The organism is Glaciecola punicea (genome assembly GCF_001756615.1).
GTDB classification, from domain to species: domain Bacteria; phylum Pseudomonadota; class Gammaproteobacteria; order Enterobacterales; family Alteromonadaceae; genus Glaciecola; species Glaciecola punicea.
The window spans coordinates 19,805-46,414 of record NZ_LZXY01000016.1; the positions used below are offsets into that span (position 1 = coordinate 19,805).

21 protein-coding genes are annotated in these 26,610 nt (G+C 44.9%); 11 read left to right on the forward strand and 10 right to left on the reverse strand.

From position 1 onward, the window contains the following. Positions 1-26: 26 nt before the first annotated feature. A complete protein-coding gene (locus tag BAE46_RS13810; RefSeq protein ID WP_006004214.1) occupies positions 27-872 on the reverse strand; it encodes a PHP domain-containing protein in 846 nt (281 codons plus the stop codon). A 728-nt stretch (positions 873-1,600) separates the two neighbouring features. Between BAE46_RS13810 and BAE46_RS13815 the strand changes: the two genes are divergently transcribed. The 7 genes from BAE46_RS13815 to BAE46_RS13845 are packed head-to-tail and all read left to right on the forward strand — an operon-like array spanning position 1,601 to position 8,756. Beyond that, positions 1,601-3,310 carry an anthranilate synthase component 1 gene (locus BAE46_RS13815; protein ID WP_070113336.1) on the forward strand — a complete coding sequence of 570 codons (1,710 nt, stop codon included), beginning with the start codon at positions 1,601-1,603 and terminating at the stop codon, positions 3,308-3,310. Further along, positions 3,307-3,969 carry an aminodeoxychorismate/anthranilate synthase component II gene (locus BAE46_RS13820; protein ID WP_070113338.1) on the forward strand — a complete coding sequence of 221 codons (663 nt, stop codon included), beginning with the start codon at positions 3,307-3,309 and terminating at the stop codon, positions 3,967-3,969. The genes BAE46_RS13815 and BAE46_RS13820 overlap by 4 nt, the downstream gene beginning before the upstream one ends. A 1-nt stretch (position 3,970) precedes the next feature. Continuing rightward, positions 3,971-4,996 carry an anthranilate phosphoribosyltransferase gene (gene trpD, locus BAE46_RS13825; protein WP_070113340.1) on the forward strand — a complete coding sequence of 342 codons (1,026 nt, stop codon included), beginning with the start codon at positions 3,971-3,973 and terminating at the stop codon, positions 4,994-4,996. Next, positions 4,996-6,414: a bifunctional indole-3-glycerol-phosphate synthase TrpC/phosphoribosylanthranilate isomerase TrpF gene (gene trpCF / locus BAE46_RS13830; RefSeq protein ID WP_070113345.1), complete on the forward strand. Its 1,419-nt coding sequence runs from the start codon at positions 4,996-4,998 to the stop codon at positions 6,412-6,414. Before trpD ends, trpCF begins: the two co-directional genes overlap by 1 nt. A gap of 24 nt (positions 6,415-6,438) precedes the next feature. Further along, on the forward strand, positions 6,439-7,620 hold the full coding sequence (gene trpB, locus BAE46_RS13835; RefSeq protein ID WP_070113347.1) for a tryptophan synthase subunit beta: 1,182 nt from the start codon (positions 6,439-6,441) through the stop codon (positions 7,618-7,620). Beyond that, positions 7,620-8,444 (forward strand): tryptophan synthase subunit alpha, encoded by an 825-nt coding sequence (gene trpA / locus BAE46_RS13840; protein WP_006004220.1) that lies wholly within the window; start codon positions 7,620-7,622, stop codon positions 8,442-8,444. Before trpB ends, trpA begins: the two co-directional genes overlap by 1 nt. Before the next feature lie 12 nt (positions 8,445-8,456). Continuing rightward, complete coding sequence (locus BAE46_RS13845; RefSeq protein ID WP_006004221.1) at positions 8,457-8,756, forward strand: YciI family protein; 300 nt, start codon at positions 8,457-8,459, stop codon at positions 8,754-8,756. A gap of 83 nt (positions 8,757-8,839) precedes the next feature. Here the strand turns inward: BAE46_RS13845 and BAE46_RS13850 are convergent, their stop codons facing one another. After that, positions 8,840-9,898 (reverse strand): AI-2E family transporter, encoded by a 1,059-nt coding sequence (locus BAE46_RS13850; protein WP_006004222.1) that lies wholly within the window; start codon positions 9,896-9,898, stop codon positions 8,840-8,842. 179 nt (positions 9,899-10,077) lie between these two features. Between BAE46_RS13850 and folX the strand changes: the two genes are divergently transcribed. Together folX and BAE46_RS13860 are read left to right on the forward strand one after the other, a co-directional pair. Next, positions 10,078-10,443, forward strand: coding sequence for a dihydroneopterin triphosphate 2'-epimerase (gene folX / locus BAE46_RS13855; protein WP_006004223.1), 366 nt, complete (start codon positions 10,078-10,080; stop codon positions 10,441-10,443). A 13-nt stretch (positions 10,444-10,456) separates the two neighbouring features. Further along, positions 10,457-11,344: a TIGR01777 family oxidoreductase gene (locus BAE46_RS13860; RefSeq protein WP_070113349.1), complete on the forward strand. Its 888-nt coding sequence runs from the start codon at positions 10,457-10,459 to the stop codon at positions 11,342-11,344. Positions 11,345-11,359: 15 nt separating this feature from the next. Here BAE46_RS13860 and BAE46_RS13865 read toward each other — a convergent pair whose 3' ends face one another. After that, positions 11,360-11,725, reverse strand: a complete 366-nt coding sequence (locus BAE46_RS13865) for a hypothetical protein (RefSeq protein WP_070113351.1) — start codon at positions 11,723-11,725, stop codon at positions 11,360-11,362. A gap of 1,137 nt (positions 11,726-12,862) precedes the next feature. After that, positions 12,863-15,475, reverse strand: coding sequence for a VolA/Pla-1 family phospholipase (locus BAE46_RS13875; RefSeq protein WP_070113355.1), 2,613 nt, complete (start codon positions 15,473-15,475; stop codon positions 12,863-12,865). A gap of 341 nt (positions 15,476-15,816) precedes the next feature. Here BAE46_RS13875 and BAE46_RS13880 point away from each other — a divergent pair, with 341 nt between their 5' ends. After that, complete coding sequence (locus tag BAE46_RS13880) at positions 15,817-16,686, forward strand: DMT family transporter (protein WP_070113357.1); 870 nt, start codon at positions 15,817-15,819, stop codon at positions 16,684-16,686. 141 nt (positions 16,687-16,827) lie between these two features. Here the strand turns inward: BAE46_RS13880 and BAE46_RS13885 are convergent, their stop codons facing one another. Both BAE46_RS13885 and BAE46_RS13890 read right to left on the reverse strand, forming a co-directional pair. After that, entirely contained in the window at positions 16,828-19,338 is a 2,511-nt protein-coding gene (locus tag BAE46_RS13885) for an ABC transporter permease (RefSeq protein WP_083256892.1), read from the reverse strand. A 5-nt stretch (positions 19,339-19,343) separates the two neighbouring features. Continuing rightward, positions 19,344-20,036 carry an ABC transporter ATP-binding protein gene (locus tag BAE46_RS13890; RefSeq protein ID WP_040520390.1) on the reverse strand — a complete coding sequence of 231 codons (693 nt, stop codon included), beginning with the start codon at positions 20,034-20,036 and terminating at the stop codon, positions 19,344-19,346. A 19-nt stretch (positions 20,037-20,055) separates the two neighbouring features. On the opposite strand from BAE46_RS13890, the gene BAE46_RS13895 reads away from it, so the two are divergent. Further along, on the forward strand, positions 20,056-20,760 hold the full coding sequence (locus BAE46_RS13895; RefSeq protein ID WP_083256891.1) for an arylesterase: 705 nt from the start codon (positions 20,056-20,058) through the stop codon (positions 20,758-20,760). A gap of 91 nt (positions 20,761-20,851) precedes the next feature. On the opposite strand, the gene BAE46_RS13900 is transcribed toward BAE46_RS13895, so the two are convergent. From BAE46_RS13900 to BAE46_RS13915, 4 genes are all read right to left on the reverse strand, one after another. After that, a complete protein-coding gene (locus tag BAE46_RS13900) occupies positions 20,852-22,195 on the reverse strand; it encodes an amidohydrolase family protein (protein ID WP_070113361.1) in 1,344 nt (447 codons plus the stop codon). After that, positions 22,192-23,589, reverse strand: coding sequence for an amidohydrolase (locus tag BAE46_RS13905; RefSeq protein WP_070113363.1), 1,398 nt, complete (start codon positions 23,587-23,589; stop codon positions 22,192-22,194). The genes BAE46_RS13900 and BAE46_RS13905 overlap by 4 nt, the downstream gene beginning before the upstream one ends. A 129-nt stretch (positions 23,590-23,718) precedes the next feature. Next, entirely contained in the window at positions 23,719-24,645 is a 927-nt protein-coding gene (locus tag BAE46_RS13910; RefSeq protein ID WP_006004236.1) for a tRNA-dihydrouridine synthase, read from the reverse strand. Continuing rightward, on the reverse strand, positions 24,645-26,450 hold the full coding sequence (locus tag BAE46_RS13915) for a GGDEF domain-containing protein (protein WP_070113365.1): 1,806 nt from the start codon (positions 26,448-26,450) through the stop codon (positions 24,645-24,647). The genes BAE46_RS13910 and BAE46_RS13915 overlap by 1 nt, the downstream gene beginning before the upstream one ends. Positions 26,451-26,610: the final 160 nt, after the last annotated feature.

Sequence of the window (26,610 nt, forward strand, 5' to 3'; positions counted from 1 at the left end):
TTTTTTACGCACATGAAACCTGACTATTACGCACCTAAATGCGTTTTAAAACTTGTCCAAACGGGCGTCAAACTCGCTGGGATGTTAAGCCTACGGCCCAGCTCGGTCCACTTTGACGGCGCATGAAAATCAGAGCCAGCTGAACCCATAAGGCCTGTTTTTAAGGCAATGTCTACCATGAGATCGTGTTTTTCCTTGGCTAAATTCGGATGTTGAACTTCCATGGCATCACCGCCGTATGATGCAAACTCTTCGGCTAAACGGCGCAGCCACTTGGTTGTCATATCGTAATGAAACGGATGCGCAATTACGGCTTTGCCGCCGGCCTCATGAATCCACTGCACAGCTTCTTGAATGCCTATCCACTGAGGTACTATATAGGCTTTTTTATCCTTGCCTAAATACTGAGTAAAAGCCTGCTGAAAATAATCGCACACGCCTTTGTCAACTAAGACTTGGGCAATGTGAGCGCGCGAGATACAGCCACTGGTTACCATATTTTGCGCAAGGGGTAATACGTCATGAATGCCTATTTTACTGAGCTTTTCGCATATTTTTTGGGCTCTTATTTGGCGTTTTTCAAGCTGCGTAGCGAGTCTTTGTACAAAAACGGGGCATTCATGATCCACCTCTAAGCCTAAAATATGAATTTCAAAGCCATGCCATCTAGTTGATATTTCGGTGCCGCTTATTAACGTAAGTTTTTGCTTATTGCGGGCTAAAATTGCGCGTGCGGGGGCTATCGCATCTATACAGTCGTGGTCGGTAATAGCGAGCACATCAACCTGCATTTGCTGCGCACGCATTAGCAATTCGGCAACGCTTAGCTTACCATCTGAATGATGAGTATGACTGTGTAAATCAATTTTCAAATATATACCTTTCCCGCGTAAAAAATGTTTTAAAGTGGTGTCTGTACAAGCAAAGCAGTGACATAAAACGAGCCCCGTATTGACGTACACAGCAGCTTACGCTTTAACTTCAACCTCAGCTTATGTGACAACTTATCGTGGTGACTTGTACCGCCCCTTTTTTATCGCATTAACAGGCGATAATCCGTCAGGGCATCAAAGTCAGTAACCATCACCACTGCACGGTGAAACATACCTTCAACTCATTTTGCATTTTACCATTTTACCATTTTACCATTTTGGTATTATAACGCACAATTACACACAGTGTACATTGCGCTTTTGTCCGTCCTCAAGATAGACAAAAAGTATTTTACACCGGTGATGCATTTTAATTTATATTTGTGGTTGACATTAACTGCGTTATGGTTTCTCCTATGGGCTTAGAAAACTAGCAAATTATTTGCCTTGCGGTGTTATCAATCACACCTTTACAAAGTTAATCGATAACAAGACCCCCGAGATAACGCATAAACATATTGGATATTTCATGCATTTAACACACATAATTACAATCTGTTGGTGGCACAGCCAGACTTAGGGTCAGGTTGCATGTGCGTGTTCGCATATCCAAGGCCCACATACTGGGCCTTTTTTGTTGTCAAATTTTAATACAATAAACACAAAGAAAGCCCGACAGGCATATTACCTATTGACTATACACCCTATACTAAGAGGCGCAGTAAACTATGAATTTGTCGGATTTAGGAAGCCAGCCAGGCACAGTTGAAAGTATAGTGGTTGAAGCACCGTATATTGCTAATCCATTACACGCATACCATACACTTGCTAACAAGCATTCTATACTGCTTGAATCAGCAGAAATTGACAGCAAAGACAACTTAAAGAGCCTTTTGTTGATTGACGCGGCTTTGCGTATCGAATGCAACAAAAATACAGTTGTTATTACAGCGCTGTCTGAAAATGGTCAACCATTATTACCTTTCATAGCAGAGTTATTAAGCGATTATGCAAACCCCCAGCTACAGGCTGAGGCAGAGCATGCACAGGTCACTTCGCTTACGCTCAACTTCAATACATACGATGTCGACCTAGACGAAGACTCACGTTTAAAGCAGCGCAGTGTATTTGATGCCCTGCGCATTATACAATCATCGCTCAAAGCGCTTCGTCAACATCCTCACGCCGTTTTTTTAGCCGGTGTGTTCGCTTATGATTTATTAGCTAATTTTGAATCTCTGCCTGAGGTGCCTGAATCGAGTAATACCTGTCCTGACTATGTGTTTTATTTGGCTGAAACACTCATATTGGTCGATCATCAAACCAACAGCACCCAAATTATTGGTAGTGTATTTAGCGGTGAAGAAGTCGCCAAGCATTACTTTTCAGTCCATCAGCGATTAGAATTCATCACTAATCAAATAGCAAAGCTGCCAGAAGCAATTAATAGCAAGACCATACTGCCTATAGACCCTTCAACGCAGGTCTCAGTGAATAAATCAGACCAAGCCTATTGTGAAGATGTGCTCGCGCTAAAAGAGAACATCCTCGACGGTGACATATTTCAAGTGGTGCCCTCGCGCACTTTTACCCTTGCTTGCCCTAATCCTTTACTCGCTTACGAGCAGCTAAAGTTAACCAATCCGTCGCCCTACATGTTCTATATGCAAGACCATGACTTTGTTATATTCGGCGCCTCGCCTGAATCAGCGCTCAAATACGACGCAACCACAAACTACGTTGAAATATACCCCATTGCCGGCACCCGACCGCGCGGTAAACGCAGCGATGGCAGTATTGACGTCGATTTAGACAGCCGCTTAGAACTCGATTTACAGCAAGACAACAAAGAAAAGTCTGAACATATTATGCTGGTAGATTTAGCTCGCAACGATGTGGCTCGGGTGAGTAAACCCGGCACCAGACACGTTAAAGATCTGCTGAAAGTTGACCGCTACTCGCACGTTATGCATTTAGTGTCGCGAGTCGTAGGTGAACTACGCGACGATTTAGACGCGCTGCACGCTTATCAAGCCTGTATGAATATGGGAACCTTAATAGGCGCACCCAAAATTAGCGCGGCCAGCTTAATAAGACACACCGAAAAAGAGAGGCGCGGCAGCTACGGTGGCGCGGTTGGCTATTTTAATGGCTTAGGTGATTTTGATACCTGTATTGTTATCCGTTCAGCCTTTGTAAAACACAACTTAGCGTACGTACAGGCCGGCGCTGGCGTGGTGAATGATTCAGTGCCGCAGTTTGAAGCTGATGAAACCACCGCAAAGGCACAGGCGGTGATATCGGCAATAAAACGCAGCAACTCGGCGGTAAGCGAAAAAACGCAAACTGCTAAAGCTTCCACATTAGTGCAAAAGGCCGATGATACAAGTCTTCAACATGATAAAAATATGCAAAAGCAAGGGAGTAAGCAGCCGTGAAGAGCCAAACCTTGAGTCACCTAAAGCTGGTACTAATAGATAACCAAGATTCATTTACCTATAATTTAGTAGATGAGCTTCGTGTGCTGGGCGTCACTCTAACGGTGTTTAGAAACAGCATAGATACGCATAAAGTAATGGATAAGCTTCACCACTATAGTCAGCTTGGCCCTACTCTTCTTATGCTATCACCGGGACCCGGTTCACCCAGCAATGCAGGTAACATGCCCGCCATTCTTGAACAAGTAAAAGGCAAATTTCCCGTGCTGGGTATCTGTTTAGGGCATCAGGCTATAGTGGAAAGTTACCACGGTAAAATAGCCAGAGCGCCGCAGGTTATGCACGGAAAATCGTCCATGATGAAGCATGATTATCCTAAACTCTTTAAAAATCTACCATCGCCTATGGCCATTGCGCGCTATCATTCCTTGGCCGCAGTGCATGTACCAGAATGTTTGCAAGTTATTGCACATATAGACGGGCTTCCTATGGCAGTGCTGCACAACAATGATAAGATGCTCGGCTTCCAATTTCATCCCGAGTCGGTACTAACCAGTCAAGGTAGCCAACTGTTATTACAAGCGATACAATATTTACTTAGCGCGCCTATTACCGCAAGCAGTGCAGATGAAACCAATGCACAAAGCGAAGGGAAATAACATGAACCCAGCATATTTTGACCTGCTTGAAGCACTTTACCAAGGCGGCTCACTTAGTCAGTCGCAAAGCTACGCTATTTTCAACGATGTTATGCGCGGAGATATGGGCAATCTAGAGCTAACAGCTTTTTTAGTGGCGCTTAAACTCAAGGGTGAAACCAGTGAAGAGATAGCAGGCGCTGCTGCTGCCATGCGCGACAATGCCGTTGTATTTGCACGACCCGACTATGCGTTTAGCGATTTAGTAGGCACAGGTGGAGACGGTCACAACACTATCAATATTTCAAGTGCAGCGGCGGTAGTTGCGGCGAGCTGTGGTATTAAGGTCGCTAAACATGGTAATAGAAGTGTGTCGAGTAAATCAGGCTCTTCTGATCTATTCGCTGGTTTTGGTATCAAGCTTGATATGAGCCCGCAAACTGCTCGCAAGTGTTTAGACGAGGCTGGCTTTTGCTTCTTAGCCGCGCCCGTTTATCACACCGGTGTAAAGCATGCTATGCCAGTACGTTTAGCGCTCAAAACGCGCACCTTGTTTAATGTGTTAGGCCCGTTAGCAAACCCTGCTAGTCCAAGCCATGGCATATATGGCGTATACGATCCCAAATTAGTGCCTATTTACGCGCAAACCTTATTAAACTTGGGCCATAAAAACGCCTTGGTAGTGCATGGTTCAGGCCTTGATGAAATAGCGCTGCATGGTCCATCTACAGCCATTCATGTGCATAATAACACCTTACACGAATTCACGCTCGCGCCTAGCGACTTCGGCATAAGTGAAATGCCGCTAGGTGCGATACTAGGTGATACACCTGAATATAATGTGAGCGCAATAAATAAGGTGTTTAATGGCGAGGGCGAATCTGCACACGTCCATGCCATTGCGATTAACGCCGCCAGCCTGCTGTGGTTACATGACACGCAGCAGCCATTTAGAACCCACTTCAATACGGTTATGCAGGCTATTGCAGAAAAAAAACCTATGCAGACCATTTCCCATGCAGCACTTATCAGTCAAGGAGGTATATAGTGGCAAATGTGTTAGAACAGATTGTTGCGGATAAACGCGAAGAATTAATCCTAAAAAAAGAGCAGCTTCCCTTAGTGCACTTCAAAGACAAACTTACCTTAAGTGACAACTCGTTTTTTGACGCCCTAGCAGCAAAAGGCACTAGCTATATTTTCGAATGTAAAAAAGCGTCGCCTTCAAAAGGTCTAATAAGAGAAAATTTCGATCTTGATGAAATAACCGAGGCTTATCAAAAAGAAGCTGCGTGCTTTTCTGTACTAACCGACGAAAAATACTTTCAAGGTAAATTCGAGTATTTACAGTATGTAAGCAACAAAGTGTCTCAGCCAACTATTAATAAAGATTTTTTTGTAGATGAGTACCAAGTTTATTTAGCGCGCTATTTAGGCGCTAACGCTGTATTACTGATGCTGTCGGTGCTAAGCGATGAAGAATATACACATCTTGCTAGCGTAGCTCACGCTTTAAAAATGGATGTATTAACCGAAGTTAGTAACGCCCAAGAGACCGAGCGAGCGCTTGCGCTTGGTGCGAACATCATCGGCATAAACAATCGCGACTTGCGAGATTTGTCTACCGATTTGGCGACCACCGAACGTTTAGCCCCAGTTATTCGAAGTGATGCACGCTTTAAGGGTGTTATAATTTCAGAATCCGGTATTTACACGAATCAGGATGTCCGCAGACTCTCCCCGTTTGTAGACAGCTTTTTAGTCGGCAGTGCACTAATGGCTAAAGTTGACCTAAACCTAGCGGTTTCGCAACTTGTTTATGGCGACATTAAAGTGTGCGGTATCACCAGTATTGAACAAGCAAAGCTGGTGGCAGGTTTTCCGGTTAGTTATTTAGGCTTAATTTTTAGCCCAAACTCGAAGCGCTACATAAGCATGGAAACCGCGCTTGAAATTACCCAACAGGTGAAGCAGGCTTATGTGGGCGTGTTTGTTAATCAGCCCCTAGAGCAAGTGCTTGAGTATGCACACAAACTGTCTTTACGGGCGGTACAACTGCACGGCCAAGAAGGTTTACAATATACGGCCGATCTTAAAAAACTACTGCCGCCACAGTGTGAAATTTGGAAGGCAATGTCGGTAGACGTGGTTGAGTCTCAATCGATAAATGCGGCCTTTAGTACCCTTCACTCGCAAATAAACTCTGGGATATTGTCGCGTGTATTGCTGGACTGCAAAGTGGGTGAGCAAACAGGTGGCACCGGCAATAGTTTCAACTGGCGCTTGTTAGACAGCATAAAAGAAAAGTCTGCGCTTGTATTGGCAGGCGGTTTATCAAGCACCAATATTCAAGCGGCAAGCCAAATAGGCGTTGGTATTATTGATGTCAATTCAGGCATTGAAGATGCGCCTGGCCTTAAAACGCAGGCTAAATTAATAGAATTGTTCGCGCTCGCGCGTTCGTAAAACGCATATAAAGAGACATATAATATGAATAAATTAGACTCAAAGTTTGGCGAATTTGGCGGTACGTATGTACCAGAACTCCTTATCCCGGCACTTGACCAATTAGAACAAGCCTTTTTAGACGCTAAAGATGATCCCGCGTTTCAGAAAGAATTTATGGATTTACTTAAAGACTATGCGGGTCGCCCTACGGCCATGACCTTGTCTAGAAACCTAGTTTCAAACCCGCTGGTAAAGCTGTATTTAAAGCGTGAAGATTTATTGCACGGCGGCGCGCACAAAACCAATCAGGTTTTGGGACAAGCGTTGTTATGCAAGCGTATGGGTAAAACCGAAGTAATTGCCGAAACAGGCGCCGGACAGCATGGCGTAGCAACCGCCCTAGCCTGCGCGCTGCTTGGCTTAAAAGCGCGCATATACATGGGTGCTAAAGACGTTGAACGTCAGTCGCCCAATGTATTTAGAATGCGCTTAATGGGCGCACAAGTAATACCTGTCAATTCAGGCTCAGGCACCTTAAAAGACGCCGTAAACGAAGCCATGCGAGACTGGTCAGCCTCTTACGAAACCTCGCATTACTTGCTAGGTACCGCCGCAGGTCCTCATCCTTTCCCTACTATAGTACGTGAATATCATCGCATGATTGGCGAAGAAACCCGGGCTCAAATTATGGAAAGAGAAGGCCGCCTGCCCGACGCTGTCGTGGCCTGCGTTGGCGGTGGCTCAAACGCCATTGGCATGTTTGCTGACTTCATCGACGAACCAAGCGTGAGACTTATAGGCGTTGAACCAGCTGGTAAAGGCGTGCACACCAAAGAGCATGGCGCGACTATTGTTACCGGCAGCAAAGGCGTACTACACGGCGCATACACCTACATTATGCAAGACAAAGACGGTCAAATTGAAGAGTCTTACTCGGTCAGTGCAGGACTAGACTACCCCGCGGTAGGCCCGCAGCACGCCTTTTTGCATGAAACAGGACGCGCCGAATATTACGCCGTTACCGACACCGAAGCATTAAACGCATTTAAACTCTTGTGCAAAAAAGAAGGTATTATTCCCGCGCTTGAACCATCCCACGCACTAGCGCATGCGCTGAACATGGCCGATGATGCCGAAGAAGAAATGATCATTGTGGTCAACCTGTCAGGTCGAGGCGATAAAGATCTTGAGCACGTCATTAAAATTTTAGGAGATGATTTATAATGCAGTCACCAAAAGATACTGGTCGTTATAAAACAATGTTTGCAAACTTATCGGCTAAAAAACAAGGGGCCTTTGTGCCCTTCGTGATGCTGGGCGACCCTGACTTTGAAACCTCACTTGATATCCTTCGCACATTGGTAAAGAACGGTGCAGATGCCTTAGAGCTTGGCATACCCTATTCCGACCCTATTGCCGACGGCCCGACTATTCAAAAGGCCAGCATACGCGCTTTGGGCTCGGGCATACGCCCCCATGACTGCTTTGCCATTTTGAAGCAGCTTAGAGCTGAGTATGCCGATATTCCTATCGGGTTATTATTATATAGCAACTTAGTGTTGGCAAAAGGCGTAGACACGTTCTATAAATCTGCCTTTGAAGCCGGCGTTGACTCAATTTTAATTGCCGATGTACCGCTGCGTGAAGCCCAGCGTTTTATTGACGCTGCCATAAACAACAGCATTCAACAAATACTCATTGCCCCGCCTAACGCGAGTGACGAAACCCTGTCTTTAATTGGCGAAAAATCTAGTGGCTACACTTATTTACTTGGCCGCTCGGGTGTTACTGGAGCTGAATCGGCGGTTGAAATACCTGCTGCAGAACTTGTGGCTAAACTGGAAAAGTACAAAGTAGCGCCGCCTTTAATCGGCTTTGGTATATCAACGCCGCAGCAGGTGAGTTCAGCCATTCAAGCAGGCGCAGCAGGCGCTATATCAGGCTCAGCCACGGTGAATATAATTGCTAAAAACTTAGCTAACAGCAAAGACATGCACCAGCAGCTAGGCGAATTCGTGGCCACCATGAAAGCAGCCACGCATTTATAAAAGGAAGTCAGCATGTATTATATGATTTATGCGCAAGACGTGCCAAACAGCTTGGGAAATCGCTTAAAAGCACGCCCTGACCACGTGGCAAGACTTACCTTATTGGCCAATGAAGGCAGGCTGCTCGCCGCTGGGCCGACCCCGGCGATAGATGCCCACGACCCTGGCCCTGCGGGATTTACCGGTTCTCTTATTGTGGCTGAGTTTGGAAGTCTTGAGCAGGCACAACAATGGGCCGATGCCGACCCTTACATTAGCGCCGGCGTATATGAAAAAGTAACGGTGAAGCCGTTTAAAAAGGTACTTCCTTAACAACAACCGCTGGATTAAGGATAGGCAATACCTATTGTTAATTAATCCAGCTTTTTTAGCCATTCAGCCGAGGCAAAATCTGACTATTGAGGAAGCTCAGCGGCAGTAGGCGTGACCAAGTCTTTATTATCTCCCGACAGCAAAATAGCGAGCCATCTGCTGCTTTCTTGCGACTCTAAACCAATCTTAACGACCATGGTTAGCGGCACAGATAGCAGCATGCCCACTGTGCCAAGTAGCCAGCCCCAAAATATTAAAGATAGAAATACCACCAAGGTAGACAAGCCCAAGCCTTTGCCCATAAAGCGTGGCTCTATTAAATTGCCCATTACCATGTTCACCGTTATAAAGCCTAGGCCTGCTAATCCGGCTTGTACAAAACCAAATTCAACAAAGGCCATAAGCACCGCCGGTATCGCCGCAATAATTGAGCCTATATTAGGAATAAAGTTGAGCATAAAAGATAGCACCGCCCACAGCATATAGTGGTCAACGCCTAAAAAATATAGCCATGCACCTATAATGATACCCGTTGCTACGCTCACCATCATTTTAATAACTAGATATTGATTAACCGATTTCAAAAACCGGTCTATGTGAGGAAGCTTCATGTCGGGATCTGAAAACGCAATGTGCACTCGTCTAGGCATAGTCTCGGCTTCAAAAAGCATGAAAATAACGGTGAGTAAAATAAGAAATACGTTTGAGAGCACCGCGCCCATACCTGCGATAAAGTTAGTCGCGACGGTCATCGCCATGGCTGGATCGAGGTAGTTAACGACAATACTTTCGTCAATATGAATATTTACCAGCGCCATTTTACTCACTATCCATGCAAATTCACCCGAGAGCTGTTCTTTGTAATTCGGCAAGTTAGCCCGAAACTCTGCCATTGACTGGGTAATTAATCCTGCCAACATAAATCCAATCACTACTATTAGGAGTATTACAAAGGTGACGGACAGCCATCGAGGCACTTTGTATTGGCTTGACCAATTAATGAGTGGGCTGACCGCAATCGCAATAAAAACAGATAATAAAAAGGGCACTAACACGACACTGGCAGCTTTAATGCCCGCCAGAACGATGATCACACTGGCCATTAGGATAAATGCTTTTATTACGGGTGTATTACTTTCCATTTTATTTCCAAGGTGGGTTAGGATTTTTCAATACCGTCGCATGGCAAAATCGTTAAGGCAGTATACATTTATTTTTTGTGTATCTGATTTTTCAATGAAGCGTTTTTACGGCAATTTTTAACAACTCAACGTTGCAACAGTTTTCACTAACGCAGTATTATCAAGGAATACAATATTTTATGAATCTTAATCTTGCCACTATTCGCATTAAAAATCTTAGGCTACGCACTTACATTGGTATCAATGAAGATGAGATAAAAAATCAGCAAGATGTCGTAATAAATATATTAATTCATTACGATGCAAAACAGGCCTCCGACACAGACCAAATGCAAGACGCTCTAAATTATAAAACAATTACTAAAGCAATCATACGTTTGGTCGAAGACAACCGGTTTTCATTACTAGAAAAGCTTACCGCAGATATTTTGGCTGTAGCCGCTGAACACCCATCGGTTACTTTCGCAGAGGCTGAAGTCGATAAACCGCACGCACTGCGTTTTTCTGACTCAGTTTCTTTAGCACTTTCATGCACCAAAGATTAAAGAGAGAATAATCATGCAACATGTGCTTATTTCAGGCGGTACTGGACTTATTGGCAGGCGCTTAATTAAAAACCTGCAGGACAAATACAAAATAACCGTGATTAGTCGCGATCCAAGCCGCGCTAAGCGTCTTTTAGGAGATAACATAGGCACCGTGAGCCTTGGTGAAATTTCACATATAAACGACTACAGCGCTATTATCAATTTAGCCGGTGAGCCTATCGCGGATAAGCGCTGGACCGATAATCAAAAGCAAGTCATTTGTGACTCTCGCTGGGACATTACCACCCGCCTCGTTGACCTAATTAACAATGCCCGCGACAAGCCTGAGGTATTCATTAGTGGTTCAGCGGTTGGCGTATACGGGCGTCAAGGAGATACTCCTATAGATGAAGACTTTGAAGACTATCACGACGAATTTTCATCGCAGGTGTGTCGCAAGTGGGAGAGCATTGCGCTTAGCGCACAAACCCGCGTATGTATCGCCCGTACAGGTATTGTACTAGACGAAAACGGCGGTGCATTAGCCAAAATGATTATGCCGTTTAGATTAGGCCTAGGCGGTCCTATTAGCGCTGGCACCCAGTTTATGTCATGGATTCATATTGAGGATATGGTTAAAGCCCTCGAATTTATGCTGACCAACGGCAAATGCAAGGGCCCTTATAATTTTACCGCGCCTAACCCTAACACCAACGCATTTTTCTCGATTAAACTGGCCAAACGCTTAGACAGGCCCTGCATATTCAGGGTGCCAAAAGTGGTCATTAAAACCCTCATGGGCGAATCGTCTGACTTAGTCCTTTATGGGCAAAAAGTGCTGCCCGAACGCTTAATGGCGGCAGGATTTACCTTTAGCTACCCTACCCTTGAGGAAGCTTTAAACGCTTTAGACATATAAGTAGTGCCTTTAAGCTTACTCTTGGCTCTTAGGTAAATATTGAATGCTATTAGCCACCTGCTTAGGTTTACCGCCGGTGCCGTTATCTTTTTGGGTAGCGGCACCGGCGATTTCTGTCGGCAATAAATTTATTGGTGATATTTTCTTAGATAAGCACACCAGTGGTTCTGTCAAACCTATATTCAATTGCGTTTGGGTAGTTTCCCGTTGAAGAAATGATATTGTTTGTAACCACTGTCTGGGGGGGCTGCTTTCTATACCAATACCCACGTCAGCAAAAGGATGCGAAGTGGCGGTATGAATAATAAGGTTGTTGCTAATAATGCTACTTTCTTTGCTGGGCTGGCTATACTTTTGAACGTGTTGTTTTGCACTATCCAATCTACCGAGCGATGCACATCTGTTCCAACAATATAGAAATAAGGCCCTATTCCTGCAGTAAAAAGAATCATAAGTTTAGCATCGTCTAGTTAAAAATACCGTTCAATCAATCAATAATTAATACTAAGGGCCAGTTTCATGCTGGTGCGTCATTTGTTAGTCTTGTTTAGTGGGCAGGGAACTAGAGCTTACGCAAAATTAGCCTGCTTGTAACTAGGCGCGCTATAACGTTTGATTTTGGCATTGTAGATATTGCTTTAAACAACGCCGCTTTATTAATTAGTTGCTTACCAAATATCTCGATTTGAAAAGTACCGAGTAAACGGAACTTAAAATAATCTCAAGGAGAGACAATATGCAAAAATTAAAATCTGATCAAGTAGCAGTTGTAAGTGGTGGAATGTTTGGGAACGTACTCATTGGCGTCGCATTGGGGTATGTAGGAAAAAGAATAATTAGCAGTGGAAGTAGCAGCTTCAGAAACCACATAAATAGCTTTAGTTTGAGAAACCATAGTGGAAGCAACAGTTTCTTTTTGATAAACAGACATCATTTCAACTCAACGATTTAATATTTACTAAGTGTAGGTAGGTCTTTTAATTTTGCCCTATCCTGTTTACCAAGCTACAGAGATTTAATATATATGAGATTTTTATTTTTTATTTTTATTGGATTTTTGACCTCAATTATTCTTGACCGGTTTTTTGATTTTTCATTTTTAATCGAAATGAGTATCCTGGGTATTATTATCGTAATAGTCTATTTGACTGATAAGTACCTCGTAAAAAAGAGAGGATCTAAGGATCAGGTTCGTTGAACGCTAAATAGCGCTTATTTCAAAATGACTGTTCATAGGCACAGACAAATTTAAACTAATATTTCAGTGCATATACGGGATTTTATTTTTAATGAGCTTGACCCTTTGGCCCCCTCAACAATACCGCCAGCGCTACTAAGCCACCTTCTTATTGTTTATTTAACACCTCTGCGTTAGCGAATAACGCCCTTTTCATTTAGGTTATCTTCCTTTTAGTCAAAGTAACTCGACCTTCTTTTAAGTGGTTGGGTTTGTCAGCTTCGCTGGGCAAACAAAAAAGGCCAAGTCAATGACTTGGCCTTAATAGTACCTAAAACTGATTAGTTACGAACAACAGCAGGGTTAGTTACCACTATGGTGGCTGTACCGTCTTGTGCAGAAGCAAAAAACTGTGCCAGCTGTAGCTGCATTTCAACCGTGGTTGGCGCACTTGGTACTGGCGATAGTAGCGAACCATGAGAGCCGGCTATAAACCGCACAAGTCCACTGCCTGAACTTGTAGTGCTCACTCCTTGTAGACCAATTAGGCGAGCTAGCGCTTCGGTGCCAGTAAGAGGTGGTACAAAGTTCGGAATAGTTTGGTCGGGCAAGGCTGTGCTGCCGTCGTCGTTGGTGCCACCACCAACAACCTCTGCCATATATACCGGAGTAGTTTGCGCCCCAAGAATACTTGCATAAGTATTAGGGTCGCCCGCATCTAGCATCGTTTGTGCAGCATAGGCAAATTGACCAAATAATGCAGCAGCGCTTGCTTGTTGCTGCTCATTAAACCCTGAAGAAAACGCAGCATAAGCACCTGGTATGGCAGCCGTTACCGATAATTCGTTTTCTGCGGCAAACTGACCTAAGAATGCTTGAAATTCGGTTGATGAGGCAGCAAACAACGAGCCTTTAACTAAATTACCAAACGATCCCGACTCTAATAAGAAACCAGCAATACCGCCACCGGGAACGTTTAAGCCTACACCTTTAAATGCGTACATACTGTCAAAATCAGCTAATGCAGGATTCACCTGAGCGAGGCTTTCATTAGCCATAGCAACGGCGGTATGTCCAACAATAGCGCCTAAAGATTGCCCAGCCAGATACACACTAGACACATCTAAGTCAACGCTACCGGAGGCGTCTACCACTGCGTTTAAACCTAACCTTAGGCCCATTAAATCAACCACACCTTGGCGGTTATTATCGCGAAAAGACAATAAACTTGCCAAGTTAAAGTAGTCCGTTGTAGATCCACCAGCACCGTTTGTAGCGTTAACAATAGTGCCATCTTCTAATACAAACCCGCGCTCACCGTGTAGAGGTAGATCAATTGCAACAGTTGCAAAACCCGCCAATGAGAGTGTGCCGCTAGCTGCCAACATTGCTTCTTTACTACTTGTAATACCATGAGCTAGTATCACTACAGGCCAACCTGCATCAGGTTTGCTTATTGCTGTAACCGCAGGATTAAGGGCAGCAAGAGCGGAAATTAAGTTGACGTCTGGCACCGATATTTGAACATTGAGCGTTTCTGAACCATCAACATTACGACCTTTGGCTCTAGGAATAGGACTGTAACGGGTTAAATGTCGGCTATCAAGAATGCCTAAACCCGAAACATCTAGGTCAAGTAAATTACCGCCAGACGCTGCCTGACAATAATCATTTAAAGGTCCAACAGGTAACGAGCCGTTGGCAATGAGAGTCGGAATATTGGCCGCACCAATTCCTTGTAATGCAACGCCGTTAGAACAAGCTGCTTGCCAGCTGTCTGTTAATGGCTGGGTTGGGCTTAAATAATAAGGTAAGTCGATTGTCCCTTTAGTCACCTGAGCAGAACATAGTAGGCCAAAAGTCGAAAAGGTAGCTGTTGCTGTAGCAAACAACGGTGAATCTTGGTTATTTAGTGTTGCAAGAAGTCCTCCACAGGTGCCTAAGCCTACAGCTTGTAATCCTCCAAAACGTTCAGCGCCTAAGAATAATGGCGCCACAACGTCAAAAGCCGTTTTTGGTGATGATGCATCTACCACAATGGCAGGCAAAAGCTTACCCGCCGCCGCTGTTGCCGCTCCAACATCGCCACCTCCCGCTAAGGCAGCACCAAAGGCTTGAGCAAAACCACCAATTTGTAAGCCTTTTATGGTGTTGAAAATGCCAGTGGTGGTTTGAGTCGTAAATGTTGAGCTATAGATAATAGAATCTACGGCAACACCACCTTGACCAACAATAACCGACTCATAAGAATTTATAAGCCCCTGTAGTGCTAACTGTGCATCTGAAGCAAGCGGCAATGACCCACTAGGCTGACGTACTAAATCATAGGTTGTTGAGCCTTGTAATGATTGACCGTCACTCGCTTTGAGCCCGTCAGTTAGCACAACGTAATAGCTTGTAGCGCCGTCAAAGGCTTTTAATGGAACAATATTAATGTTGTTGCCTGATGCTTGGGCTACAAAATCCTCGCCAAAATTGAGTTCATTATATATTTTGCACCCAGTTAACGGGAGCGCACTAGTACAGTCTGGATCTCTTAGATCGCCACCAATGGCGCCCCTAAATATCCTCACTGAGCCGGGCGTAGCAACAGACCCTGCATCTAAACTAATCCCATCAGGGTGAGCGGTAGATATCGCAAATGCCGCCTGCGTGCTCCACCCATCTTGAGCACCAAGAGCAATACCAGGTTCGGCGTAGTTGGCAACCCCCTCATTGAGTGCTCTAGATGCTACCTCTGCAGGAAGCTCAAGTGTGCCATCTTGCGTTTGGCCAGCTAATGCAAATAACAAATCAGTAGGCACGGGTAAAACACCGTTGGAAGGGTCAAACATGACTCGTGATGCAGGTCTTTCAGGTGTTACCTCTGCTTGTAGATCTTCAATCGTTTCTGTGCCACATCCAGCTAAACCTAAGGCAGTCACAACACACGTGCTCACTAACAGTTTTTTCATTCTATCTCCCACTTCTTATGTAGATATGTAATTAATTATTTTATGCATACGGCTTAAAAACACACGCTAATGCTAAGTACTAGTATGACCAGTTAATATAGCGAACTATATTATTGACTTTATGTTCAATTTGCAAAGTGTTTGTAAACGTAATGTAATAAAACCGCACTATCGCCCGCTATGTACTCGTGTAGTCTTTATATATATTTCATATACTGCGCTATTTTTCGCGACCTTTCATCTTATCTTCAAGCGGCGCAGCTTGCGCAAATTTACGGCGATCAGCAAAAGCGCGTTCTTCTATGATATATTGACCCACTTTCAGGCACATAGAGTATTTTATGAGTTCAACCCTGCAAGCCGCACTGTGGATGCTGGGCGCAATATTTAGTTTTACCACCATGGCGATTGCAGGACGAGAACTCAGCGCTAATTTTGATACCTTTGAAATTATGCTGTATCGCTCAGCTATTGGCCTGCTGATTGTGCTAGTGATACTGTATGCAAGTGGTGCACACAGCAAAATTGGGATTGGCGCCTGGCGCACTCATCTAGTACGCAATGTCTTTCATTTTACCGGTCAGAACCTGTGGTTTTTTGCGCTAAGTGTTATTCCCTTAGCACAGGTTTTTGCGCTGGAATTTACCTCGCCACTGTGGGTTATTTTGCTTGCGCCCTTTTTACTAGGTGAACGTCTTACCCTCACACGCTCTATTGCCGCTCTTATGGGCTTTTTGGGGATATTAATTGTGACGCGCCCTTCTGTTGATAATTTACATCCTGGCGTTTTTGCAGCCGCAGCGTGCGCATTCTTCTTTGCGCTTACCTACATATTTACCAAACGCTTAACGCGCACCGAAAGTATCGGGACAATTATGTTCTATCTTTGTGTTCTGCAGCTTATTTTTGGTGTAATTTGCGCCGGTTACGATGGTGACATTGCCGCGCCTAGCAAAGCAGATATACCTTTACTAAGCCTGCTTGCCTGCTGCGGACTATTAGCCCATTTTTGTATCACAAAAGCGCTCACCATAGCGCCAGCGACCTTTGTTGCCCCACTTGATTTTGTGCGCCTTCCCATTGTTGCGATAGCGGCAATGGTCATTTATAAAGAAGCGATTGACGTGTGGGTTATTGTAGGGGCCATTGTTATATTTGCTGGCAACTACCTGAATGTATGGGTGGAAACGCGCAAGCGCACGCAAGTATAAACTCGTGTGCGCCTACCATTTTGTTCAGGGCATTATAAAGGAAACTAATTGGCAGCAGGTGAAAAACCTACACACCTGAGATCATAACAGTGATCAGCCTGCAGATATAAAACCTGGCTACCTCAAACCTTAAAGCTTCACCTATACCATTTTACGCAACAAATGCGCGGTGTTCAGCGACAACAGTCGCCAGCAGCTTAACGCGCCCAGCAGACCAACAACCAATGCACCCACTAGCGGTGCAATTATCCAGTATTCAAAATGCAGCGAAAATGGCATTTGAAAGACCAATGTTTGCAGTAAGTATAAGCTGAATTCATTCGCTAATGCGGCCATTAAGCCTGCCACCCCGCCAATAATAAAGAATTCGTTTATGACACTAAAACGTATGCTGATGCCTTTTAAACCCAAGGTGCGTAAAATGGCAAGCTCTTCTAGGCGCTCATCCATGCTGGCCTGCACTTGGGCCACTAGCACTAAGGAGCCTGCCACTAAGACCAATATTAAAATAAACTCAACGGCCATAGACACCTGATCAATAATTTCGCGCACCTGATTAATGCGGGCGTCTACGTCAAATAAAGTCACGCTGGCAAACGGCGCCATAAGCGCAGCTATTTCATTTTTGCGCGACTCATCTAAATTAAAACTAGTGATGTAGGTGGCACTGAAGTTTTCCATTGCTTTAGGATGAAGCACAAAAAAGAAATTAGGCTGCAGAGTTTGCCAGTTTACTTTACGCATGCTGGTCACTTCGGCGTTAATGATTTCACTGCCTAAATTAAAGGTTAACGTGTCGCCCAATTCAATGTTTAACCTGCCGGCTATTTCGGTTTCAACTGACAGCGGCACCGGTTCGCCTTCTTGCCAGTTGTCGTGCCACTTACCGTCTACAATTTCATTGCCGCTTTGCAGCACCGTGGTCCAGCTTAAATTTGCCTCGCGGCCAAGGCCCTGGCGTCCATCGTTAGCTGCCTCTTCACCCTCTTTAGTCACGTCGGTACGTACTTTGTCATCGTTAATCGCCACAAAGCGACCGCGCGCGACGGGGTAAAATTTCTCGTAGCTTACGTTATTGGCAGTAAAGTGTTCTTTAAGACCTTCTTTTTGCGCTTCGGTAATATTAGCAACAAAATAATTTGGCGTACCTTCTGGCAGCTGGTCGCGCCACTGCTTAACCAAGTCGTTACGCATCACCAGCACTACTAACAGCAGCATTATGGTAATAGCAAAACTAATTAGCTGGACCGAGTTACCCATAGCACGGCGTCTAATTCTGGCCCATGCCAAGGTCCATGCGCCCATGCTGCCGCTGCCTAATTTTCTACCCACAATAATGAGTACGTGCGTCATCAGCAGTAAGCTTGCAACCAACACAATACCACCTGCAAACAAAATGCCACTTATTTTTAAATTGCCGCTATATACCCACATCAGTAAAAATACAGCGCCGCCTGACAAAGCAAACTGTAGCACTTTTGACGACACTGTTGAGCTTATGTCTCGACGAAGCACGCGCAACGGCGGCACCGAAAACAGCTGTAACAAGGGGTATAAAGAAAACAGCAAAGCACAGGTAACGCCGGTAAATACCGCAATTCCAAGGGGGCGCCAGTACCATGTATTTAAGGCAACCTCCACTTGGCCCTGCAGACCAACCGCCACCGCCTGCTGAATTAGGTAGCCCACAATACTACCAAGCACAATGCCCAACAGCGTAATAAAGCTGATTTGAATCAGGTAAATAGTTCTTACCATTGATTTACCCGCGCCCAGGGTTTTCATTATTGCCACAGGGTCAAAATGACGCTGGCTAAAACGCTGGGCCGCCACCGCGATAGACACCGCCGCTAATACAATCGCCAACAGACTTGCCAGCAAGAAAAACTCTTCGGCGCGCGCAATTGAGTTGCCTATCGCCGATTCATCATCTTCAATACTGGTCCACCGGTGCACTTCTCGATTCATCTGCGGACGTAGCCAATTATAATAGTCGTCTAAGTCGCTAGGCTCGCCGGTAAAATAATATTTGTATCGGACTCTACTGCCCGGGCCCGTAATTTTGGTTTGCTCAATATCAAGCTGATTCATTAGCAAGGTTGGGTCGGTGTTAAATACGCTAAACCCAGCGTCAGGGATTTCACTCAAGATTTGGGTCACTTTGAGCTTTGCTTCGCCTACTTCTACTTCATCACCAATATTAAGGGCTAACACCTGCATTAAACGCGAGTCGGCCCATACTTCGCCAGCGGGCACTGATTGCGAAGTGACAATACCTTCACCAAAAGGTATGTCAGCTAATTTTACACTGCCTTTTAGCGGATACGCCGCGTCAACCGCTCGAACATCTGATAGTGCTAACTCGTCACCGGCGAATACCATAGAGCGTGTGGACAGCTGAAATGCCGTGCTTAAATTATACTTGCTGGCCTCTTCAATCCACAGAGGATCGACCGGCGCTCTTGCGCGAAGCTGACTATCGGCGGCAATAAATTCGGCGCTGCGATCGGTGAGTGCCTGCTGCAGGCGCTCTGAGAATAAGGATAGGGACAGTACTGACGCTACCGCCAATATTATTGCTAACAATATGATTGTTAGTTCGCCACGGCGCGCTTCATGCTTAAATAAGCGCCATGCTAAATTAAAAGCCATCATAATTAGTCTCCCGACACCACTTTAAGACGCGGCTGCTGCTCCACTAATTCGCCCGCGGTCATGCGCAATTGCCGGTCGCATTTTTCTGATAGCTGGCTGTCATGGGTGACTAATATGAGCGTAGTGTCAGAGTTCTTGTTTAAGGCGAACAATAAATCTTCTACTTTTTTGGAGTTTACTGAATCGAGGTTGCCGGTAGGTTCATCAGCGAATAAAATTTTTGGGTTGGTAATAAAGGCTCTAGCAATGGCCACTCTTTGTTGTTCGCCGCCCGACAACTGATTAGGAAAATGCTGCGCACGATGTTCAAGCCCTACTTTGACTAAAATGTCATTAGCCAGTTTTTTTGCATTAGGCAGACCCGCGATTTCAGCCGGTAACATAATATTTTCCAGCGCTGTTAAGCTTTGTACCAGCATAAAGCTTTGAAAAATAAAGCCTACTTTTTCACCTCTTAGGCGAGCGCGCTGTTCCTCATCTAAGCTGTGAAGTGGCTCGCCGTCTAATGTAATCTCCCCGGTGCTAACCTCATCTAAGCCTGCTAGTAGGCCTAGCAGGGTTGATTTACCCGAGCCAGAGGCGCCTATTACTGCCACACTTTCGCCCGCTTTTACTTGAAAGCTAATAGGATGAAGGATCTGTAGCTCACCTTCATTCGTAGTGACTTTCTTAGTAACGTTTTTTGTTTCGATCATCAAAGGGGCTTGACTCATAGTGGCACATTTTTCCTATAAATTGGTAGCAAGCTATACAGCACGCAAAAAAAGTGGACTTTTAGGTATCCGCTTAGGGCTATTATTAATTAGTCTTTTATTCGCAAATTTTGCAGTTTCAGATCAGAGTGGCAGTGCTCAAAAAGTCGCTGGTGAACACAAATTACTGATTCTAGGCGATAGCCTGAGCGCCGCGTATGGACTAAGTGCGCATCAAGGTTGGGTATATTTACTCGCCCAGCAATGGCAGCAAAGCAACACGCCTATTGAGGTTATAAACGCTGCTATAAGCGGCGATACTACCGACGGCGGCCTAGCGCGCTTGCCCCGCTTGCTTGCCTTACATCAACCCACTCATTTATATATTGAGCTGGGGGGAAACAACGCATTGCAAGGGCATAACCCACGTAAGATTAAACAAAATTTAATTAACATGATTGAATTAGCCAAAGACAATAACGTTGAAGTTATCATTCAAGAAATGCAAATACCGACCAACTATGGCGCTCGCTATACCAAAGCTTTTACAGCTATTTTTCACGACTTAGCAAAACAGTTTGATATACCGCTTATTCCGTTTTTTCTGCAGGATATAGCACTAGATGCAAGCTTAATGCAGCGAGATGGTATTCACCCAACGAAAGAGGCTCAGTCTTTAATTGTTGATTTCATGGCGCCTAAGTTATTAATGGCGATTAACTCTTAATACCTGCTTTACGCTAGTACAGCCTCAGCTTAGGTAAATTACACGCGAAAAAAAAGACTTCATATGAAGTCTTTTTTATTTGCCTAAGCGCTTATTGCGAGTAGCCTGCAGGCTTGCTCACATCACGATGCAAATAACGGTCACGCAGTTTAGTTTGTCTAGACTGCATGGTCATAGACTCCCCTTTAATGAACACCATTTCAGCGGCCTGCGTTACCTCAAGCGGATCGCCAGACCAAATCACTATATCGGCTTGCTTGCCCGCTTCTAAGCTTCCTACTATATCATCTACACCATATAGCTTAGCGGGGTTAATGGTAAGAGCTGCTAACGCTACACTGTGCGGTAAGCCATTTGCCACTGCGTTTCCCGCGTGCTGCGGTGCAAGGCGAGCGTTATGCGTTTCTATGCCAATAGACAGCTCTACGCCAGCAGCGTGCAGCCTAGCGGCATTTTGCAGGGTTGCACCAAGACGGTCAAACTGACCCGGCAAGTTTTCTTCAGGGCTTAATACCACCGCCACGTTTGCCGCCGCAATTTGCTGCGCCACTCGCCAGCCATCACTTGCGCTTACCAGCGCCAGCTGTAAATCGCTAAAACGCTCTTTAAGTGCCAGTACCTGCAAAATATCGTTCGCTCTGTTAGCGGTCACCAGCAGCGGCATTTCACCGCTTACCACTTTCACTAGTGCAGTTGCATCGGCGCGAGAAATCATGCCAAACCACTCCCACGACGGCGTAATAGGATTGCTTTGCACGTATAATGCTTCTTCTAAACTTTGATTAAGTGCCACCCATAATGCTGCGCGGCTACCGCCCACTTTGTCAGCGCCACTGCTGCTTAAATCAACGTGCATAAAGGCATGCGATTTAAGCACTGAATTAAAGTCGGTACTCAAGCTTATAAAGGCGCCTTGTCCGTCAAACAACTGACCGGTAGATCCTAAGCCCGTTGCCGCGCTTGTAAAGCCTTCTAAGCGTGTAACGCCAATTAAGGTTGAATCAGTATTAATAGCGTATTGAACATCGTAAGCAGCACCTACAGTTGATACTCCATGAGCGTTTACCCGCGAGTCATTAACACCCGCTGACATGCTCACTTCTACCAAACCAAGATTGGTTAATGCACCAATAAAACCAGGCGTAACTACTTTGCCTGTTGCATCAATTTCAGTGTAACCTGCGGGAACAGCAACGCCGCTAAGCACTTGCTTAATAGTACCATCTTCTATCAACACAGTGCCGCCTTCAATAACACCCTTACTTGACATAGTGTGAACTTGACCGCCAGTAATGGCGATTCTTTGCGCATATGCATAGCCGCTTAACGCGATCATTAACACCAATAAAGCACTGGCAGCGCGCGCGGCCAACAAAGTATGTTTTTGACAGCGTACATTTTGGATTAGATTACTTATCACTGCTGAACATTTCATTTGGCGTCTCCTTGCGCAATTTGACCTAGCTCGAAGTCACTCACCGGCCAGCTCTCAGGGTCTGCTCTGTCGTATACCATTGCGCCGTCAATAAATACTTTTTCAGCTTGGGTATAGCTTGAGAAAGGGTCGCCAGACCATAATACTACATCCGCGTTTTTACCTTTTTCAATGGAGCCGGTATGCTCAAAAATACCCAATGACTTTGCTGGGTTAGCCGACAGCCACTGCCAAGCATCAGCTTGAGAAATATCAATGCCGGCTCTAACACCGTCCGACCATGCTTTTGCTGCCTCTTGATTTAAGCGCTGAATGCCAATAGCGTCATCTGAATGCACAATCGCGCAAGCACCCGCTTGATGTACCATGGGCACGTTTTCACGTATACCGTCGTAGGCTTCCATTTTGAATCCCCACCAGTCGGCCCACATAGCAGAACAGACATTATTTTCAGCTAGCTTGTCGGCAATTTTGTATGCTTCTACCGCATGATGAAAAGTGCCAATTTGGTAATTAAATTCTTTCATTACGTCCATCATTATGGCCATTTCATCTGCACGGTAGCAGTGCATGTGCACAATAATATCGCCGTCTAGCACGCCGGCTAGCGTTTCAAGACGCAAATCACGCATAGGCGCTTTACCGTCTTTTGCGCCGGCTTCATAATCGCTCCATGTTTGCTGATAAGCTTGTGCTTCAATCCATGCCTTACGATAGCCTGCTACATTTGCCATGCGCGTCATTGGACCGCCTTTTTCACCATATACACGCTTCGGGTTTTCACCACAGGCCATTTTTATGCCGTATGGCGCTTCTGGAAATTTCATGTCTTGCATGGTTCTACTCGGCAGATTTTTAACCACCACCGAGCGGCCACCAAACAAGTTTGCCGAACCCGGTAGTATCTGCAATGAAGTAACCCCGCCCGCTAAGGCGCGTCCAAAACCTGGATCTTGTGGCCACAATGAGTGTTCTGCCCACACTTCTGCGGTGACGGGACCGGTCATTTCATTGCCGTCTGCATGAGAACTAGTGCCGGGCGATGCATACACGCCTAAATGGCTATGATTATCGATAATACCAGGTGTTAACCACTTGCCCGTGCCGTCAATTTCAATTGCGTCTGGGGGCACCGGTACCCCGATACCAAAAGCTGATATCTTACCGTTTTTTAAGAGCACTTCACCCTCTTCTATCTTGTTACCAATACCATCTAAAATAGTCACATTAGTAATCACAATCGGTGCAGATTCAATGCGCTGATAGGTGCTGGGAAAAGGGTTATTTTTGTCTAGTGCGATCTGCTTAGCGCTTTCATTATCGCTGCATGCACTCAATAATAATGACGAAACTACTAGACTAAGCAGCAGCTTAGGCGTGGATAATGTATACATGAATTTCCTTGCTAAAATAATAGATAAGAGGGATTACCGTGTTTCGTAGACTAATCGGCTCTGGTGTTTTTCGCAAATTTTTTTATGAACAGCAGGCTAAACATCAAACTCGGATAAATATTGGGAAAATTAAGCACTTAATACTTTTACGATTTCGTCAGCGTCTTTCATTCTTCTAAGCGTCATAAACATTTCTTGCGCTTCGGGGTACTGCTTCTTCAAATATGAAAACCATTGCTTAATGCGGTTAGGAAAATATAGGCCTTTTTCGGAATATATTTCATAGCCGGTATAGTCCACTAAAAGTGATTTAACCTCATGCCATTCATAAGGCTTGTGACCGAATTTAATAGCAGCGGCTAAATTAGGCAAGGCCAGTGCACCCCTGCCTAACATAATGTCGCTAGTGTGGCTTTGCTCTATGCATGCTAGTGCGTCTTTTTGAGACCAGATTTCACCGTTGGCAATTAAGGGAATGGTCGTGTTCGCTTTTATTTTTGCAATCCAAGGCCAATAGGCTGGCGGTCTATACCCATCTGTTTTTGTGCGTGCATGCACGACTAATGACGAGGCGCCTGCGCTTTCAATTGCCTGCGCGTTTTCAATGGCCAGTGATGTATCTTCATAACCTAACCTGACTTTGGCCGTCACTTCATGTTCGCTTGGTACCGCGTCGCGCACCGCTTTAACTATGTCGTATAGCGTTTCAGGATATTGCAATAACACTGCGCCACCTTTTGATTTATTAACCGTTTTCGCTGGGCAGCCAAAATTTAAGTCAACGCCGTGTGAACCTAATGCAATGGCTCTTTGAGCATTTTGTGCAAGCCAATATGGATCTTGTCCTAATAGTTGCACTTTCACTTTAACACCGGTGGAGGTGTAGCCTTCATTGTGCAATTCAGGGCACATACGATAAAAAACTTTATCGGGAAGCTGCGTAGCCACAACTCTGATAAATTCAGTCACGCATAAATCGAAGCCGCCCACTTGGGTGAGCATATCGCGCATAAGATGATCAACAACGCCTTCCATAGGCGCTAAAATTATTTTCATTAGGGTTTGTCCGCCTTAATACTGAGTGACAGCAACATATTTTCAAGGATCTCGTCTAAATCGTGAAAGGTCTCTGCGCTACAGTAAATACTCATACTCGAGTCGACGCTTATCGCATGACGATTATTGTGCTGAGCGAAGGTGCTCGTTAGCGCATCTTTTACACGTTCAGAGAACGCTTGCGCCGCGTCTTCTTCAATGTCGACTAAGCATAGTAGAAATTGCTCTGGCCCAAGTCGACCGAGTAGGTCTGAGCTACGCGTAATTTTTTTCAAGGTGATGGCAATTTGTTCAAGTACAAAATCGCTTTTAGTTGAACCAAGCGTTAAATTCACTTCGGTGAAGTTTGCTATATCAAAAATAACGAGCGCATTGGTGCAGTGGGTGCTTGGCTTGGAAACATACCTTAACTGTTTAATCAGCGCGCTATTAGTTAGCACACCTGTAATGTTGTCATAAGACTTACTATCATGATATTTGCGCCAAAAAACGAAAAACACGGCTAGAAAAGCGATTAGCATTCCACCCACCAGCAAGCCAATAACTTTATGCCTATTTCGCTCTTCATGCTCAAGGCTGGCCTCAAGATTCAATATCTTACTGTGCAAGCGACCTAGATCTAAGGCACTGTAATTATCGTGCGTTAGGCTGACAATGCGCTCCATTTTTGTTTTGTATTGCTCAAACGCCGCGATACTGCCCTGCTGGTTGTCAATACGCATATTCGCTTCAACAATGAAGCGCAAGTAGTTCTTACTGCCGCTGATATAATTTATATACGAGGAAGGCGCATTTTTTTCATTTTCAAGAAAATCCACTAAACACTGTATATTGTTCTTGTATAGGCAAAGTTCAGACAAATACCACCTGAGCAAACCTTGATTGACTGGGTTTTTACTGTTCCCAGCGACTTCTTGCCAATTCTGCAAACTGGTTTCTAAGCTTTGGAAGTCTTTAAGGGCGACATAGTAGGCTGCTTCAAAAAAATATTGTAAAAACCAAGTGCGTTTGGTACCACTTACTTCATTTATAGCACTAAATTTATCAAGTGCTTCTTTCGTGCGCGCTAAATTACCTGTGGATTGAAATGCCGCCACGGCGCTGCCTAATACAGACAATAAATTTTCATTAGTGTATATATCTCGGGCTGTTTCAAAAGCTTTCATATATTGGGCTGCAGCTAAGCCTTGCTGGCCTCTGGTGGCATAAAACAACCCTACCCTATTGTGAGCGTGAGCAAGCGCGGCGGCGTTATCCATAGCGGTTACATCCACGAGTAACTGGTATAGCTCATATACTTTTGTATCAACATCGGATGTTGAACATTCGGTGATATAGCCAAGACTAGCGCTTAAATGAACGTCTACATATCTTCCCTTAGCGGAGTCGCGGGCCAAAGTGAAATAGTCGCAGCGTTCTGGCTTCTCGAGAATGTCATAAATAAAACCATACTGGAAAATAGCGGAAAGATAGTATTGTGCGCTTCGGTCAGACTGCACATTGGCAAGCAAACGCTGTAATATTGACTGGGCATCGGTCACATTGCCAGCGCAAATTAGACCATGAGTTTTCATACTCGACAGTTGAAGCTGCTGCTGGGGTGAAAGCAAGGCTGATTCAAGCGCAGTATCTATTTGCGTGTTCAATGCACTACTTGGACAGTCGAAAGTGGGTGTGTAAGCCTGTTTAATAAAAGCACTTACGTTGGCGTTATCAAAAATTGGCGTTTCTTGCGTACGTTCACCAAGCGCATGAAATCCAAGCGAATAAACCAAAGAGAAAAAAAATAATGTTTTACAAACCAAGTTATAACCCCAAGATAATGCGCTAACGCAAACTTTAATGACACTGTTTAAAGCTGCAGTGTACTTTGTTTTACACTGCCAAGCTTATTTATGTAGGCACCGATGCACCTTAGCTTATAGCTGTTAGCAAAGTCCTTTACGAAAACAAAAAAACCAGCTC

What these genes read in the sequence shown, in the direction of transcription:
- BAE46_RS13815 (WP_070113336.1), top strand. Translation starts at nt 1,601, where the DNA reads ATGAATTTGTCGGATTTAGGAAGCCAGCCAGGCACAGTTGAAAGTATA.
- trpD (WP_070113340.1), top strand. Translation starts at nt 3,971, where the DNA reads ATGAACCCAGCATATTTTGACCTGCTTGAAGCACTTTACCAAGGCGGC.
- trpB (WP_070113347.1), top strand. Translation starts at nt 6,439, where the DNA reads ATGAATAAATTAGACTCAAAGTTTGGCGAATTTGGCGGTACGTATGTA.
- trpA (WP_006004220.1), top strand. Translation starts at nt 7,620, where the DNA reads ATGCAGTCACCAAAAGATACTGGTCGTTATAAAACAATGTTTGCAAAC.
- BAE46_RS13845 (WP_006004221.1), top strand. Translation starts at nt 8,457, where the DNA reads ATGTATTATATGATTTATGCGCAAGACGTGCCAAACAGCTTGGGAAAT.
- BAE46_RS13850 (WP_006004222.1), bottom strand. Translation starts at nt 9,898, where the DNA reads ATGGAAAGTAATACACCCGTAATAAAAGCATTTATCCTAATGGCCAGT.
- folX (WP_006004223.1), top strand. Translation starts at nt 10,078, where the DNA reads ATGAATCTTAATCTTGCCACTATTCGCATTAAAAATCTTAGGCTACGC.
- BAE46_RS13860 (WP_070113349.1), top strand. Translation starts at nt 10,457, where the DNA reads ATGCAACATGTGCTTATTTCAGGCGGTACTGGACTTATTGGCAGGCGC.
- BAE46_RS13875 (WP_070113355.1), bottom strand. Translation starts at nt 15,475, where the DNA reads ATGAAAAAACTGTTAGTGAGCACGTGTGTTGTGACTGCCTTAGGTTTA.
- BAE46_RS13880 (WP_070113357.1), top strand. Translation starts at nt 15,817, where the DNA reads ATGAGTTCAACCCTGCAAGCCGCACTGTGGATGCTGGGCGCAATATTT.
- BAE46_RS13885 (WP_083256892.1), bottom strand. Translation starts at nt 19,338, where the DNA reads ATGGCTTTTAATTTAGCATGGCGCTTATTTAAGCATGAAGCGCGCCGT.
- BAE46_RS13890 (WP_040520390.1), bottom strand. Translation starts at nt 20,036, where the DNA reads ATGATCGAAACAAAAAACGTTACTAAGAAAGTCACTACGAATGAAGGT.
- BAE46_RS13900 (WP_070113361.1), bottom strand. Translation starts at nt 22,195, where the DNA reads ATGAAATGTTCAGCAGTGATAAGTAATCTAATCCAAAATGTACGCTGT.
- BAE46_RS13905 (WP_070113363.1), bottom strand. Translation starts at nt 23,589, where the DNA reads ATGTATACATTATCCACGCCTAAGCTGCTGCTTAGTCTAGTAGTTTCG.
- BAE46_RS13910 (WP_006004236.1), bottom strand. Translation starts at nt 24,645, where the DNA reads ATGAAAATAATTTTAGCGCCTATGGAAGGCGTTGTTGATCATCTTATG.